Annotated in this window: 18 protein-coding genes; 10 read left to right on the top strand and 8 right to left on the bottom strand. The window is 42.3% G+C overall.

Annotation, left to right across the window (positions count from 1 at the left end; genetic code table 11):
- Positions 1 to 16: 16 nt before the first annotated feature.
- From PQ469_RS04705 to PQ469_RS04665, 9 genes are all read left to right on the top strand, one after another.
- Positions 17 to 1,150, top strand: coding sequence for an HU domain-containing protein (locus PQ469_RS04705; protein ID WP_274211903.1), 1,134 nt, complete (start codon positions 17 to 19; stop codon positions 1,148 to 1,150).
- A complete protein-coding gene (locus PQ469_RS04700; protein WP_090643596.1) occupies positions 1,147 to 1,857 on the top strand; it encodes a MotA/TolQ/ExbB proton channel family protein in 711 nt (236 codons plus the stop codon). The genes PQ469_RS04705 and PQ469_RS04700 overlap by 4 nt, the downstream gene beginning before the upstream one ends.
- The gene (locus tag PQ469_RS04695; RefSeq protein ID WP_090643595.1) at positions 1,854 to 2,252 is read left to right on the top strand and encodes an ExbD/TolR family protein; all 399 of its coding nucleotides are present in this window, start codon (positions 1,854 to 1,856) and stop codon (positions 2,250 to 2,252) included. The genes PQ469_RS04700 and PQ469_RS04695 overlap by 4 nt, the downstream gene beginning before the upstream one ends.
- 100 nt (positions 2,253 to 2,352) lie before the next feature.
- The gene (locus tag PQ469_RS04690) at positions 2,353 to 3,228 is read left to right on the top strand and encodes an energy transducer TonB (RefSeq protein WP_274211902.1); all 876 of its coding nucleotides are present in this window, start codon (positions 2,353 to 2,355) and stop codon (positions 3,226 to 3,228) included.
- A 150-nt stretch (positions 3,229 to 3,378) separates the two neighbouring features.
- A complete protein-coding gene (locus tag PQ469_RS04685; RefSeq protein WP_274211901.1) occupies positions 3,379 to 4,680 on the top strand; it encodes a bifunctional folylpolyglutamate synthase/dihydrofolate synthase in 1,302 nt (433 codons plus the stop codon).
- Positions 4,681 to 4,844: 164 nt separating this feature from the next.
- On the top strand, positions 4,845 to 5,837 hold the full coding sequence (gene mgrA, locus PQ469_RS04680) for an L-glyceraldehyde 3-phosphate reductase (RefSeq protein ID WP_274211900.1): 993 nt from the start codon (positions 4,845 to 4,847) through the stop codon (positions 5,835 to 5,837).
- A 103-nt stretch (positions 5,838 to 5,940) separates the two neighbouring features.
- Entirely contained in the window at positions 5,941 to 6,912 is a 972-nt protein-coding gene (locus PQ469_RS04675; protein ID WP_274211899.1) for a Gfo/Idh/MocA family protein, read from the top strand.
- Positions 6,909 to 9,011, top strand: a complete 2,103-nt coding sequence (locus tag PQ469_RS04670; protein ID WP_274211898.1) for a M48 family metallopeptidase — start codon at positions 6,909 to 6,911, stop codon at positions 9,009 to 9,011. The genes PQ469_RS04675 and PQ469_RS04670 overlap by 4 nt, the downstream gene beginning before the upstream one ends.
- A gap of 3 nt (positions 9,012 to 9,014) precedes the next feature.
- Entirely contained in the window at positions 9,015 to 9,518 is a 504-nt protein-coding gene (locus PQ469_RS04665; RefSeq protein WP_274211897.1) for a hypothetical protein, read from the top strand.
- Positions 9,519 to 9,587: 69 nt separating this feature from the next.
- Here PQ469_RS04665 and PQ469_RS04660 read toward each other — a convergent pair whose 3' ends face one another.
- Positions 9,588 to 9,764 (bottom strand): DUF6496 domain-containing protein, encoded by a 177-nt coding sequence (locus tag PQ469_RS04660; RefSeq protein WP_167516215.1) that lies wholly within the window; start codon positions 9,762 to 9,764, stop codon positions 9,588 to 9,590.
- A gap of 260 nt (positions 9,765 to 10,024) precedes the next feature.
- On the opposite strand from PQ469_RS04660, the gene PQ469_RS04655 reads away from it, so the two are divergent.
- Positions 10,025 to 10,330 (top strand): VOC family protein, encoded by a 306-nt coding sequence (locus PQ469_RS04655; protein WP_274211896.1) that lies wholly within the window; start codon positions 10,025 to 10,027, stop codon positions 10,328 to 10,330.
- A gap of 214 nt (positions 10,331 to 10,544) precedes the next feature.
- On the opposite strand, the gene PQ469_RS04650 is transcribed toward PQ469_RS04655, so the two are convergent.
- The 7 genes from PQ469_RS04650 to PQ469_RS04620 all read right to left on the bottom strand — a co-directional run bounded on the left by PQ469_RS04650 (position 10,545) and on the right by PQ469_RS04620 (position 14,409).
- Complete coding sequence (locus PQ469_RS04650; protein ID WP_090643567.1) at positions 10,545 to 10,877, bottom strand: MGMT family protein; 333 nt, start codon at positions 10,875 to 10,877, stop codon at positions 10,545 to 10,547.
- Between the two features lie 120 nt (positions 10,878 to 10,997).
- Positions 10,998 to 11,648, bottom strand: coding sequence for a tRNA (guanosine(46)-N7)-methyltransferase TrmB (trmB, locus tag PQ469_RS04645; RefSeq protein ID WP_274211895.1), 651 nt, complete (start codon positions 11,646 to 11,648; stop codon positions 10,998 to 11,000).
- A 65-nt stretch (positions 11,649 to 11,713) separates the two neighbouring features.
- Positions 11,714 to 12,160, bottom strand: coding sequence for a hypothetical protein (locus tag PQ469_RS04640; RefSeq protein WP_090643558.1), 447 nt, complete (start codon positions 12,158 to 12,160; stop codon positions 11,714 to 11,716).
- Positions 12,161 to 12,165: 5 nt separating this feature from the next.
- Entirely contained in the window at positions 12,166 to 12,516 is a 351-nt protein-coding gene (locus tag PQ469_RS04635; RefSeq protein WP_090643554.1) for a phage holin family protein, read from the bottom strand.
- 69 nt (positions 12,517 to 12,585) lie between these two features.
- Positions 12,586 to 12,852, bottom strand: coding sequence for a YtxH domain-containing protein (locus PQ469_RS04630; RefSeq protein WP_090643549.1), 267 nt, complete (start codon positions 12,850 to 12,852; stop codon positions 12,586 to 12,588).
- Positions 12,853 to 13,004: 152 nt separating this feature from the next.
- Positions 13,005 to 14,048 carry an AI-2E family transporter gene (locus tag PQ469_RS04625; protein ID WP_090643544.1) on the bottom strand — a complete coding sequence of 348 codons (1,044 nt, stop codon included), beginning with the start codon at positions 14,046 to 14,048 and terminating at the stop codon, positions 13,005 to 13,007.
- A 151-nt stretch (positions 14,049 to 14,199) separates the two neighbouring features.
- Complete coding sequence (locus PQ469_RS04620; protein ID WP_090643540.1) at positions 14,200 to 14,409, bottom strand: hypothetical protein; 210 nt, start codon at positions 14,407 to 14,409, stop codon at positions 14,200 to 14,202.
- Positions 14,410 to 14,413: the final 4 nt, after the last annotated feature.

Here is a 14,413-nt window from a genome sequence, read left to right as displayed (position 1 = left end):
AACCGTATTTTAGCAAATGGATATAGCCAATTACTTAAGCGAACTATTGGGCCAGCACGGCGAAATAAGCGTGCCTGGGCTGGGCCATTTTGTGCATGTTCGTGTAAGCGCATGGTATAACGATGCCGAACGCAAATTTTACCCGCCAGGCTATAAAATACAGTTCAATCCGCAAATAGTTGATGGTGATGACACTTTAACAAGGTACATCGCCGAAAAGAAAAAAATTTCCCTTGCGTCATCTAAGTACTTCACCGATAAATACATAAACTCCTTAAAACAAGAGGCTGCTTTGCAGGAAGTTCCGTTTGCCGATCTGGGTTGGTTTTTTATGGATAAAGGCAAAATTGCCTTTAAATCAAAGATAAGCAATGCTGATAATGCATCGTTTTACGGGTACGCGCCCGTCGGCATAAAAAAACTAAACCAGCCCGCTGCGCCAGAGGTAACAGTTGAAACGGGCACTGCCGCGCCAGAAGCTGTTGGCACGCCCCAGGCAACAACGGCCGCTGTACAATCGCCGGAGCCTTTGCCATTACCGCCACCAATCAGGGAAATCCTGTCAGAGGAAACTGTTAATCAACCCGAAGAATATTTTGACGACGAGCCAGAACCAAGGCGCAGTATAAGCACCTGGGCAATTGTATTAATAGCTATAATAATTTTGGCCAGCGCCGGTTTAACCATTTACAAATTTAAACCACAATGGCTGCGCCTGAACAAAGGCCAGGAAATGCAGTTGCCGCCCGAGCCCAAAGCAACACCTGTTACAAAAAGCGATACCGACTCCGTAAAAAAAGCGGCACAGCCTACTGATACCATCAAAAAAGCAATTTTAAAGCCCGATTCTGCGTTAAAGACAGCAAGTGTTGCCACCCCGCCTGCCGATTCATCAACCGGCCCTGTTTTCGCCGTTATCCTGGGGTCGTTTAAAACGGTAAAAAAAGCCCAGGCAGAAGCAGATAATTACCAGAGAAAAGGGGTTGATGCCCGCGTTTACAGCGGCCCCGGTACTGGTCCGCGCATTAAGGTTGTAACCGGCAGCTTTGCAACTTATGATGAAGCAAAAGCACAGAAAGACAGGCTGGTAAAAGAAAAGAAAATAGAAATAACATCGTATCCATATCAACTCGTTAAACATCAGAAATGACTTTATTATTAATACAGGCAGTAACAGATACAGCAAAGCACTTAGCAGATACCGCTAACCATGCAGCCACTCAATTAGCACCCGCAGAAGATTTACGTTTTGGCGACCTGCTGATAAAAGGCGGCTGGGTAATGATACCTATTGGCATACTTGCTGTACTGGGGCTTGTGATATTTTTTGAACGCTATTTTACTATCCGCAAGGCATCCCGTAATGAGTCGAACCTGATGGTACAGGTACGTGCAAGTATCCATTCGGGCAACCTGGAATCGGCCATCGCCATTTGCCGTAACAGCAATACGCCATTGGGCCGTATGCTTCAAAAAGGCCTGTTGCGCATTGGCCGCCCGATAAAAGATATTGAAGGCGCGATAGAAAACATTGGCAAGCTGGAAGTATCCAAACTCGAAAAAAACATTGGTATTCTGGGTATTGTTGCCGGTATTGCGCCGATGTTTGGTTTCCTGGGTACTATTGCGGGTGTAATCAAAATTTTTTACGATATTTCTAAAACAGATAACATCAGTATGGGTGTTATATCTGGTGGTTTATATGTAAAAATGGTAACATCAGCCGCCGGCTTATTTGTGGGTATTGTGGCCTACGTGTGCTACCATATTTTAAATATGATGGTTGATAAGGTGATCCTGAAACTGGAAACTGATGCCATTGAATTTATTGACCTGTTAGAGGAGCCAAGCAAATGAATTTAAGAAAAAGACATAAAAGTGCATCTGCCGAGGTACATACCTCGGCTATGAACGATATCATGTTCTTCCTGCTTTTGTTTTTCCTCATCGCATCTACGGTAACCAACCCAAACGTGGTTAAGCTGGTTTTGCCAAAATCGTCAAGCGGGCAGTCTATCTCCAAAAAAACAATCAACGTAGCTATTACTAAAGATCTGGTGTATACCGTTGATAAAAAGGTTGTGCCTGTAGATAAACTAATGGACGAACTATCAACCTACAAAACGATGGCTAAAGAATTAACCATTGTTTTATCGGTAGATAAAACCGTGGCCATACAGGATGTGGTACAGGTATTGGATATAGCACAAAAATTGAACATTAAACTGGTTTTAGCAACGGAACCTAAATAGGCAGTTTGCAGTTTACAGTGGGCACTCGGCAGTTATCAGTTTGCGTAAAGGTTTTGCTTTTGCTTAACTTTGAAATAAAGAGCAACTGATAACTGCAAACATGCAACTGATAACTGCAAACATGCAACTGCAAACCGGCAACTGCCAACTGAATAAAATGGAATACAGGGAAGAGCAAAATAACTATCCAAAGGCGTTTTTAGCAACAGGCATTATCATGACCTTGCTGATAGCGGCATGTTATTTTATCGTGTTTAAAAACCCGCCTAAGCAAGAGGAAGGTACAGGTGGTATCCTGGTGAATTATGGCACCGTTGATGAAGGCATGGGTAACGATTATATGAGTACAGAAGAACCTTCGGTTGCCGAGAAAGCTAATCATACCAAACCCGACAAAGTTACCCCTGCCCCGCCGTCGGAGGACAAACCAACACCGCAGGCCAGCGAAAAAACCGTTGTTACCCAAAATACCGAAGATGCGCCTGAAGTGGCGGCCCCAACCAAAAAACCAACAACGGCAGTAGCTACGCCACAGCCTACTAAATCGGTTGCAAAACCCGTTGTGAACCAAAATGCCCTTTACAAAGGCAAAGCCACAACCGGCACCGGTGAAGGCGACGGAACGGGCAATAAACCGGGAAACCAGGGCAAAACTACAGGCACTACGCTAACTAACAATTATAACGGAACAGGATCTGGTAACGGAGGCAACCTTAACATGGCCCAGCGTAATTTTGTAAGCCGCCCCTCTGTTAGCGACGACAACCGCCAAACAGGCAAAATAATGGTTGATATAAGAGTTGATAAAGATGGCAACGTAGTATACGCGCGTGCCGGTGCCCGTGGAACCACTATAACCGATGCGGCGTTGTTGCAAAAATGTGAAGATGCTGTAAAAAACTCTAAGCTAAATCCCCTCGATTCGGCACCTGATACCCAGGTAGGTACTGTGGTATTTGTGTTTAAGGTAAATTAATCTTTGGTTCATGGATCATAGTTGATGGTTCATGGCAACCAGACAGCTTCAAATTTTACAATACCAAACATTAATTTAACGGTTCAATGCTACATTTGTAGCATTGTTAGTAGTTCAACCTTCATCACCATGAACTATCAACCATGAATCATGAACTACCAGGAAACCATCCAATACCTATATACCCAGCTCCCCATGTTTACGCGCGATGGGGCTTCTGCTTATAAAGCTAACCTCGATAATACCGTCGAGCTTTGCAAACGCCTTGATAATCCCCAGCATCAATTTAAAAGCGTGCATGTTGGCGGCACCAATGGCAAAGGTTCTACGTCGCACATGCTGGCGGCGGTATTGCAAACGGCAGGTTACAAAACAGGCTTATACACGTCTCCCCACCTAAAAGATTTTCGCGAACGCATCCGCATAAACGGGCAAATGATCAGTGAGCAAACGGTGATTGATTTTGTTGAAGATCATCTTAAAGATTTTGATGAGATCCGCCCCTCGTTTTTTGAAATGACTGTTGGCCTTGCTTTTGATGTTTTTGCAAAAGAGAAAGTAGATATAGCCATCATTGAAGTTGGGTTAGGGGGCCGATTGGACTCTACCAATATCATCAATCCGCTACTTTCCATTATCACCAATATCGGCTGGGACCACATGAATATCCTGGGCGATACTTTACAACTCATTGCAGGCGAAAAAGCGGGCATTATTAAACCTGATACTCTTGTAATCGTCGGTGAGCATCAACCGGAAGTAGCACAGATATTTATTGACAAAGCTTGGGAAGGACAATCAGGGATTACCTTTGCATCGGAGAAATGGAAAACATATGGTGGCAGCAAAAAATCCACAAGGGCAGATAAATATCTTGATTTCAAAGTTGAAAGGCGTAAGCCGCAATTTGCTTATTATCACATCCGGCTTGATCTTACCGGCTCATATCAGCTCAAAAATGTAAAAACGGTGTTAACCGCTATTGACGAACTACGTATTCAGGGTTTCAATATCAATGACGATGATATCCGCACAGGCTTATCGCAAGTAAAAACCCTCACCGGTTTACATGGCCGCTGGGAAACATTAACAGAAAAACCCCTGACCATTTGCGATACCGGCCACAATCCTGACGGTATACAGGAGGTTTTACAAAACATTGCATCCGTCAATTACAAACACCTCCATTTTGTAATTGGTATGGTGAACGATAAGGATATTACCAAAGTTTTAAGCATGCTCCCCAAGGATGCTACCTACTATTTTTGCAAACCCGATATCCCAAGGGGTTTGGAGGCCGAGAGCTTAAGGCTGAAGGCTGAAAGCATTGGTTTGCAGGGATCGGCATATACATCGGTTAAACAGGCATTACAGGCAGCTCAAAACGCAGCTGGGGATAACGACCTGGTTTTTGTTGGTGGCAGTACTTTTGTGGTGGCCGAGGTTGTCTGAATCAGAATTCACAGAATTATACGATTAACAGAATTATAGGAGTGTATCCTGCTTAGATTCTGAAAATTCTAAAATCCTGTAAATTCTGATTCAGACAAAATATTCTGATTAAAATTCTATTTTTACTTCCGATACAATACACCCAATCCATACCTTTTATAAATATGACATATCTACCATCTGCAGACAGATACAAAAAAATGCAATACCGCCGCTGCGGTAATAGCGGCATTAAATTACCGGCTATTTCACTGGGATTGTGGCACAATTTCGGGCACGTTGATGTTACCGAAAACTACCGCAAAATTTTGCACCTGGCATTTGATAGCGGCATTACCCATTTTGATCTGGCCAACAACTACGGCCCGCCGCCGGGTTCGGCTGAAGAGAATTTTGGTCGCATTTTAAAAGAAGATTTTCGCGGTTACCGCGATGAGATGATCATCAGCAGCAAAGCCGGCTATACTATGTGGGATGGCCCTTATGGCGATTGGGGTTCAAAAAAGTACCTGGTTGCCAGCCTTGACCAAAGCCTTAAACGTATGGGCCTGGAGTATGTAGATATATTTTACCACCATCGCCCTGATCCTGAAACGCCGCTGGAAGAAACCATGGCAGCGCTTGATCTCATCGTTCGCCAGGGGAAAGCTTTATATGCGGGCATTTCCAACTACCCTGCCGATCTTGCAGCTAAAGCCATTAAAATATTAAAAGAATTGGGCACGCCATGCCTTATCCACCAGCCAAAATACTCCATGTTTGAGCGTTGGGTTGAAGGTGGCTTAATGGATGTGCTGGGCAACGAGGGTGTGGGCTGTATCCCTTTTTCGCCATTGGCCCAGGGTATGTTAACCAACAAATATTTACACGGCATCCCCGAAGATTCAAGGGCAGCAAAATCAACCGGCTTTCTACAGGCTTCGCAATTAACTGAAGAACGCCTGAGCCAGATAAAAAGACTTAACAACCTTGCCCTGCAACGCGGCCAAACACTGGCACAAATGGCATTGGCATGGTTGCTTAAAGATACCCGCGTTACATCGGTACTAATAGGCGCAAGCCGTGCCGAGCAACTGGCCGATTCATTAAAGGCGCTGGATAATATTATTTTTTCGGCCGATGAACTGGCGCAGATAGAGGCGATATTAGCCCCCTAACCCCCTGAAGGGGGAATAATAGTTAGATTATCAATTAATTAAAAATACAAGTTTCTTAAAAGTCTCCCCTTTAGGGGAGATTTAGAGGGGCAGAGGGGGCAATATGATCAATTGGGGCATAATTGGTTGCGGCAATGTAACCGAACTTAAAAGCGGGCCGGCATTTAAAAAAGTGGCCGACAGCGATCTGATAGCCGTTATGCGGCGCGATGCAGTTAAAGCAGCCGACTATGCCAGCCGCCACCTGGTGAGCAAATGGTACAGCGACGCTGATAAAATGATGGCCGAAGCCGGCGTAAATGCTATTTATATTGCTACTCCCCCATCATCACACCTGGAGTATGCTTTAGCTGCCTTAGAAAAGGGTTTTAATGTATATGTGGAGAAACCAGTTACCCGTAATGCCGATGAAGCCAGGGCTATGGCTGCGGCCGTAAAACAAAGCAATGCAAAACTCACTGTAGCACATTACCGCAGGGCCGTACCTATGTTTTTAATGGTGAAGGATTTGCTGGATAAACAAAAAATTGGCGAAGTGCGCACAGTACAAATCAGGATGTGGCAAAGCCGTAAGCCAAAACTGATTGCCGAAAGCGAAGCTAATTGGAGAGTGCTGCCCGAGTTTTCGGGCGGTGGCTATTTTCATGACCTTGCCCCGCACCAGTTAGACCTGATGTTATATTATTTTGGCGAGCCTGAAAAATATCATGGCTTCTCGCTCAACCAATCGGCATCAACACCGGCTGATGACCATGTTTGCGGCCAAATTCAGTTTAAAAACAAAGTGGTAGTTAATGGCTCCTGGTGCTTTAATGTTGCCGAAAGTTTAGCAACCGATACCTGCGAGGTCATCGGCACAAAAGGGAAAATAACTTTCCCGTTTTTTGGCAATTATGTGAGCTGGAAAACGGATACCGAAGATGAAACCGTAACTTTTAAACACCCGCAACACATACAGCAACCCATGATCGAAAAAATTGTGGCTTACTTTAAAAACGAGGGCCCTAACCCCTGCTCTATTGACGAGGCCGTTGTTTTAATGGATATTATGGATTCATTTACTAAAACTAAATGAGCACAAGTGCCTTTACATTTCCGCCGATGCCTGTACATGCCGATAAAGGCATTTTAAAGCCGTCGCGGGCTTTTACCAAACAGGTTTACAAATCCATCGGTGCAATATTTCTTTTTATACTTACCTACCTTTTACTACTCCTGGGTGCCGTTGCCATTGCAGGGGCATTTATCGCTTTGGGCGTAGTTATCATATCCGGGCTGTCGTCATTTATGGGATTGATAGCCGGAGTTGCTTTAATGGGATCGGGGTTGATGCTGGTATTTTTTACCATCAAGTTTCTTTTTAAAAGTACGCCTGCCGACCATTCAGATATGATGGAGATAACTCCGGACGATCAGCCTGCGCTTTTTGCATTTATTAAACAACTAACGGACGAGGCGCAGGCGCCTTTTCCAAAACGGATATTTATTTCGGCCGACGTAAACGCCGGTGTATTTTACGATTCCAGCTTTTGGAGCATGTTTTTTCCGGTTAAAAAGAACCTTAAAATTGGCCTCGGGTTGGTAAACTCCATTAACTTATCGGAGTTTAAGGCAATTATGGCGCATGAGTTTGGCCATTTTTCGCAACGAAGCATGAAGTTTGGCAGCTACGTATATAACCTTAACAAGGTTATATACAACATGTTGTATGACAATGATGGTTACGGCAAGCTTTTAAACGGCTTTGCCCGCGTTCACAGCATATTCCGGCTGTTTGCCTGGATCAATATCCAACTGGTGATGGGCATGCAAAACATCCTTAAAAAGATATATGTGGTGCTTAATAAAACATATATGGGCTTATCGCGCGAAATGGAATTTCATGCCGATGCCATGGCAGCCTACGTAAGCGGTTCAAACCATGCCATATCATCGTTAAAACGGATTGAAGTTGGGCAGCTATGTTACAGCGGCCTGTTAAATTACTGGAATAGCCAATTGGCAGAAAACAAACGGTCACAAAATTTTTATCCGCAACAGTTGGAAATGATCAGTCATTATGCGGCCAACCATGGGCTTAAAGCCGATAGCATAGGGCTGCCAATAATTGATAAGCATACCAACATTGGCGAAACCAGCGAGGTGATTATTAATGACCAATGGTCGTCGCATCCGTCAAACGAGGACCGGGGAGCTGCATTAACAATTATCAACTTGAATGCACCTGTAGTTAACGAGTCCGCCTGGGTGATATTTACTAATCCCGAACAGCTGCAGATACTGCTTACCGACGAGATTTATGCCGGGGCAAAACTAAACAAGGATTTTTCCGTTATCAACCTGGAAGGTTTTAAAGCTGATTTTTATAACGCTATTAGCCAAAACTCATTTAACGAGGCATATAAAGGCTACTATGATGGTCGTGGGATAACCCGGTTTGACGTGGAAGATGCAATTAACATGGTTACAGATACAACTTTTACTTTTGAGGAATTGTTTACCGATGCCAATTGCAGCCTGCCAAAAAACATCGAAAGAATGGAGCAGGATATTAGCACATTAAATACACTTATAACTGCCCAAAACGATATTAAAACCTTTGATTACAAAGGCAATAAATACATAAAGAACGAGGCGCAAACAGTAAGCGGACTTATTGATCATGAACGGCACGAATCCGTTAAAAAGCTGGAAAGTTTGGACAAAAATATTTTCATCTTCTTTTACAACAACAGTAATACCGGCGAAGCCCGCGATTTACTTGCCGTTAAATACAACAGGCTATTTAAATACCAGGCCGATGCCGTACAGGATTATGATTTGTACAATAAAACCATGTTGGTTTTTAACCGGGTGTACAACACCATGACAGCCGACAATATTAACGCTACTTTAACCGAAGTTTATAATTTTGAACGCACACTGAAGCCAAGGATAGCGGTTGTAATAGCCGATGAAGAAACCCGCGCCTTTATGGATGAGGAGCAACTTGAAGCTGCAGATAAATACCTGGCATCAAAGTGGATTTATTATTATGAACCTAAATACGATAATGAGGCCATCGGCATTTTTAACAAAGGGGTAGGTGCATATATATCGGCAGTAGCCAAAAGGAATTTCGAAATAAAAAAAGACTTGCTGAACTTTCAGTATAGCCTGCTTAATAACAAATAACACATGAAATACATTTTAACACTTAGTATAACATTAACTATCTTTTGCCTTACGGCAACCGCACAAAAATATGATGTGCCCATGCATTACGAACTGCAAACCGATGCCGACTTTGACATGTACGAGCAGCAGGTAATAAACACAGCCGACTGGCTGCAACAAACCGGCTGGAAAGACAAACGCGAAAAAAGGCAGGCCGCCCGCTTATTTATCTTAGCCTGGGTACAAGGCTCGCACAGCGTTTCCGTATCCATCAATAAGGCCGTAAATGACCTCAGTGATCTTAATCCCGAGCTGTTGTTTACCTATACTTCACAGTACGCCAAATTTGCATTACAACATAAAACCGATTTTGATAAAAACACGGCCAATCTGGTAGCATTAAGAGCCATGCTATCCAAATACAGCATGGAAGAATCTCATAAAAAGGATGATGACGTTGAAAAACTGATAGAGATTAATAAAGAAGGCAACCTGGCCAGTTGGATAGCTACCGATTTTAAGTAGATATTTTTATCAATTAAAAGTAACAAAGCCATCGATTATTACAGCCGGTGGCTTTGTTACTTTTAAATATCAGCTTTTCTTTTTAGGCACCTTTGCGCCTTCCTTACGGGCTTCTGATAAACCAATAGCTACGGCCTGTTTCTTGCTGGTCACTTTTTTACCGCTGCCGCTTTTAAGTTTCCCCTCTTTCATTTCGTGCATGGTTTTCTCAACTTTTTCACCTGCTTTTTCTGAATACTTTGCCATAATATTTAGTTTTAAGTAGATATTTTAACCAAAGCAAAATAAAGGCCATTTTTTTTAAGGCCATTTGTTGTTTGCAATTTTTAGCCGACTTTTGATTGTTTTTCGTAACGCCACATCGATAAGCATATACCAATTAATAAGGTGAGGCAGGAACTGCCCATATCGCCGTGCTGTGTTGAATAAGTAGTTTTGTTTCTGAATATCCGATGATTAACTTTAAACGTGCCGACCATTTCCAGATTGTTGTACCTGCCGAGTGATTGGAGGAAGCACGGATTTTTTATGCCGATATTATAGGTCTTGAGCAAATTGAGCGGCCTAAGTTCAGGTCGAAAGGTTATTGGTTTAATATTGCCAATATCCAGCTGCATTTGAGTACCGAGGAGGCCATGCCACGCACCTCAAGGCACAATGCCTTTGAGGTGACCAATATTGCAGCAGCACGTGAACATTTAAAAAGTTATGAAGTAGAATTTATGGAAGAACCCGTAATCCCCGGCAGGGAACGGTTTTCTTTTATCGACCCATTTGGTAACAGGATAGAATTATTAGAGATGCTTAAATAATATTGTTATGAGTCACAGTTTCAGACAAGCCAAATTCGATTTCACACTGATCATGTTTGCCTTTATATTTAGCATCATTATTCCAGTCGGAATTTGCTGGTTAACTTACAAATGGTTGAGGGGTAAAAACCATCCTGTAATGGCAATTATAATACCTTTTATAGAGCTTTTTACCATACTGTATCTCTATTACACTATAATTCAAACCATTAACCTATAACGCCAACTCAATATTTGGATCCCAATACACATTTTTAAAATCCTGCACCTGGTCGTCAGTTACTTTTACGCCTTCGCTTTCCAACATCTCCTGCATGGTATTACCCCCGAAATGAAACTTGGCGGTAAGCAAGCCCTGCCTGTTTACAACCCGGTGCGCGGGTACCGGCGGATTGGCCCTGCCTGCCGCCTGCATCGCATAGCCCACCATACGCGATGATCCTTTGGTACCTAAATAGGCGGCGATAGCCCCATATGACGTTACTCTGCCTTTAGGTATTAGTCTTGCAACCTGGTATACTTTATCAAAAAAGTTAATATCATCCATTTTAAAAGCTTAGGGCCGGATGCTTAAGGCTAAAAGCTTTAAATCACCTGGTGTTATTATTGACAGATTTTGGCTTTCAAGGCTTTAGGCCTTTCGCTTTAAGCTTTTAGCCTTCATGTGTTACTCAAACGAAAACTTAAGATAATTAATGTTCTTGTTATCCTTCAAATATTTTTTTTCGTAATAGGTTTTTATCGATAGCACATCATCGGCATAAGGCGAATGATAAAGATCTTCGGTGCGGATGTGTAGTTTTAGTTTCAGCTCTTCAATCTTTTCGGCCGTGTAAGCATGCAGGCCGTCGTTATCGGTTTTAAGGTTTACGCAGCCGGATGGTTTCAGGATCCTGATATATTTATCTAAAAACCGCGGAGAGGTTAACCGTTTTTTCTCGCGGCTTAGTTGCGGCTGCGGGTCGGGAAAGGTAATCCAGATTTCGTCTACTTCGCCATCGGCAAAATAATCAAGCAGGTTTTCTATCTGGATGCGTAAGAAAGCAACATTAGAAACGCCATCTTCGATAGCCGTTTTTGCACCACGCCAAATGCGGTTGCCTTTATAATCAATACCAATAAAATTTTTATCAGGAAAAAGCTGGGCCAGGTTTACCGTGTATTCGCCTTTGCCGCAGGCCAGCTCTAAAACTACCGGGTTGTCATTATTAAAAAAACCTTTGCTCCACTCCCCTTTAAAAGGTTTGCCTGCATCCAATTGTAATACATTGCTAAAGGTATCAATCTCTGCAAATCGTTTTAACTTATCTTTTCCCACTTTATAAAATAAAGTGCAAAAATAACTTTTTCTGCTAATTGAGCAGGGTGGGGTTTAAAATAGCATTAAACTACCGGCCCGGCGACTGGCTTTTTATAGGGTTCGGGCTTGTACTCGTCCTTGCTTTTCTTTTTGGTAAACTTTTCAAAAAGACCTTTTACAGTACCCCAAATACCCGAAACAGAATCTTCATTAACATAGTTGGATGCCTTTTGCGACACCAGCCCCACCAATGTTTTAACCAGGAAATTTGAATTTCTAAACAGCGTTTTATTTAAAGTAAGCGGAATTACAAACCTTGATACCAGGTTTATAATATCCGGATGAAAAAGGCCGGGACTACGAACACCATCGCTATCAACCGAACGCGGAAACAACGACATAACAGATGAAAATATGGCAGAGGGGCTGCTCACCCGCGCCTTTAAAGCCGCGCTTTGATGGCTCTCCAGTGTCTTGAGCCTGAATATCTCGTCCTGCAAATCGTTTATACTTCTTATCTGGTAGCTCATGATGTTTACCTTTTAAATATTTTTTGAATAAAAATATTGGCCAGTGGTTTTTCTATACGGCTTTTATTCAACTTAATAATGATGGCAATAATTAAATAAATAAGGGCAACGCATCCAAAGCCCATCCAATTGGAGTTCCATAAATCGGCCAGGTAAAACGCTAAAGTAAGGCTGGCGAATATGAAGAAGAGCACCATACCTAATACCACAACAACATCGGTAATAACACTTGCCAAAATGGAAGTGCCATTTTCAATAGCCTCATATTTTAAAAGCTTAAACCGTGTTTCGGCGTATTCCCTTAACTGATCAATAATTGGTGGTAATGGTGGTGGTGTTTCTTTTTCGGCTTCCATAGGTTGTTTGTTTACTAATTTTATAATCCCGGATAACTCAATAATATGAATTATCCGGGCTATTTAAAATTATGCATGTTCCAAATCGTCCTGGTACTCTTCTTCGGCACCGCGGATTTTTGATTTAATGTTTCCAACCACTTTGTCTTTCAGGCCAACCAGGTTGTCAATTTCGGCCGCGGCGGTTTCTTTAATCGAATCGCCAAGGTTTTTTAATGATTCCGTAAGCTTATCGCGAGTTTCGTCACCTTTATCGGGTGCAAATAAAATGCCTAAAGCTGCCCCTGCTGCCAAGCCCGCAAGCAATGCAACAACTACTTTTGTGTTATCATTCATTGTAATATAAATTTAAAGTTGAACATTTGATTCATTAATACCAATACCTTGCCAAATATCATTAATTGTGTTATTTGTATACTAATTGCGTGTAAATGGCTTTTTTGTCAGTTATTTTTTTGTTCTGTGTTTACAAAACTGTTCAATGGCTGTCAGTTTTCTGCTGCTGTGTTAATCCGTTCAAGCCTGTCGGCAGCCATACGGTTAGTTTCATATATCTCCAGCAATAATAAAAAATAAGATAATAAAAGCGGACCAAAAACCAGGCCTAATATTCCAAAAAGCGGCAACCCTATAAACACGCCAATGATGGATATAATGGGGTGCGTATTGGCCACCCGTTTGTTGATAATCATCCTTAAAAAATTATCAACGTTGCCTATAAATAATAAACCATAAGCCAGCAATGCAACACCCTGCCAGTTATGCCCCTGTGCAAATAACAAAATACTTGCCGGTATACATAATGTAGGCGCACCTACTACCGGCAAAAACGAAATAAATATGGCTATAACCCCCCAAAAAACCGGGTCGGGAATGCCGAATATTAAAAAACCATTGGCCAGCAGCGCGCCCTGGGTAACAGCTATGATCCCTTGTCCTAAAACGTTTGAATAGGTAGAATCGCGTAGGGCGGCTGCAAATTTTAATGCGTGCTGTTCTCTGAATGGTGCGTATTTTAACAAACCCGCTTCAAACTCGCGCATTTGTGTAAGCATAAAATATAAAATAAAATACAAAACCAACAAGGTAAGTATAATGCTTGCCGCGCTGCTAAGTATAGATGGGAACAGGCTGGTACCAAATGAGCCTAATTTTTGCAGCGTTTCTTCGGCAAAATGGGGCTGGTTAAGGTTAGCGGCAGCAAAAGCGTCAATTTTTGTAGTCCATTGATCAATGGGTAAGTCTTTAATATTAATGCTGGATATTTTTCCTACTACCATGATGCTCAGGATAAGGAAGGGAATAACAATAATGATTAACGAAGTAAAAATAATGAGAAGCGCCACCAGCGATTTAGGCCATTCACGCTTCTCCGCCAGGTTCACATACAGCGGCCTGAAAATAACATACAATACAATAGCGCCAAGTATACTACTGAATAAGCCACTAAGCGCATACAGCAAAAAACATCCCAGCACTATAATACTGGCCAGGATAATATTGTTGCGTTGTTTGTAGTTAAAAATTGACATTAGTGATAAGAATCAAGATATTAGAATCAAGAAAGCGAAATCGCAAACTGTGTCATTTCCGGCTTTTGGGTTCTTGATTCCGTTCATTTCTGAGACAAAAAAAACGCTAAAAAGTTTCAGCGTTTTGAAAAGTAATTTGGCCGTAATTTGCCTACTCCGCACCATTTAACAACTCGTTTATCTTTTTGGCACTTGTGTCAATCATTTCTATATAAAACAAACACTCCTCGTTTATATCCGGCAATTCGTACTTTAGTTGTTCCAATGCCAGGTGCACGTTTGAAAGCTGGTTTCTAATATCGTGTTTCAGCTTGCGCAGCTGGTCATCTTCGCTATCCTTTTCCTGTTCATGCAAATCCATCGTA

Source organism: Mucilaginibacter sp. KACC 22773, assembly GCF_028736215.1.
Lineage (GTDB): Bacteria > Bacteroidota > Bacteroidia > Sphingobacteriales > Sphingobacteriaceae > Mucilaginibacter.
The sequence above is the reverse complement of the archived record's forward strand: the minus strand, read 5'-3'. Positions and strand labels throughout refer to the sequence as shown.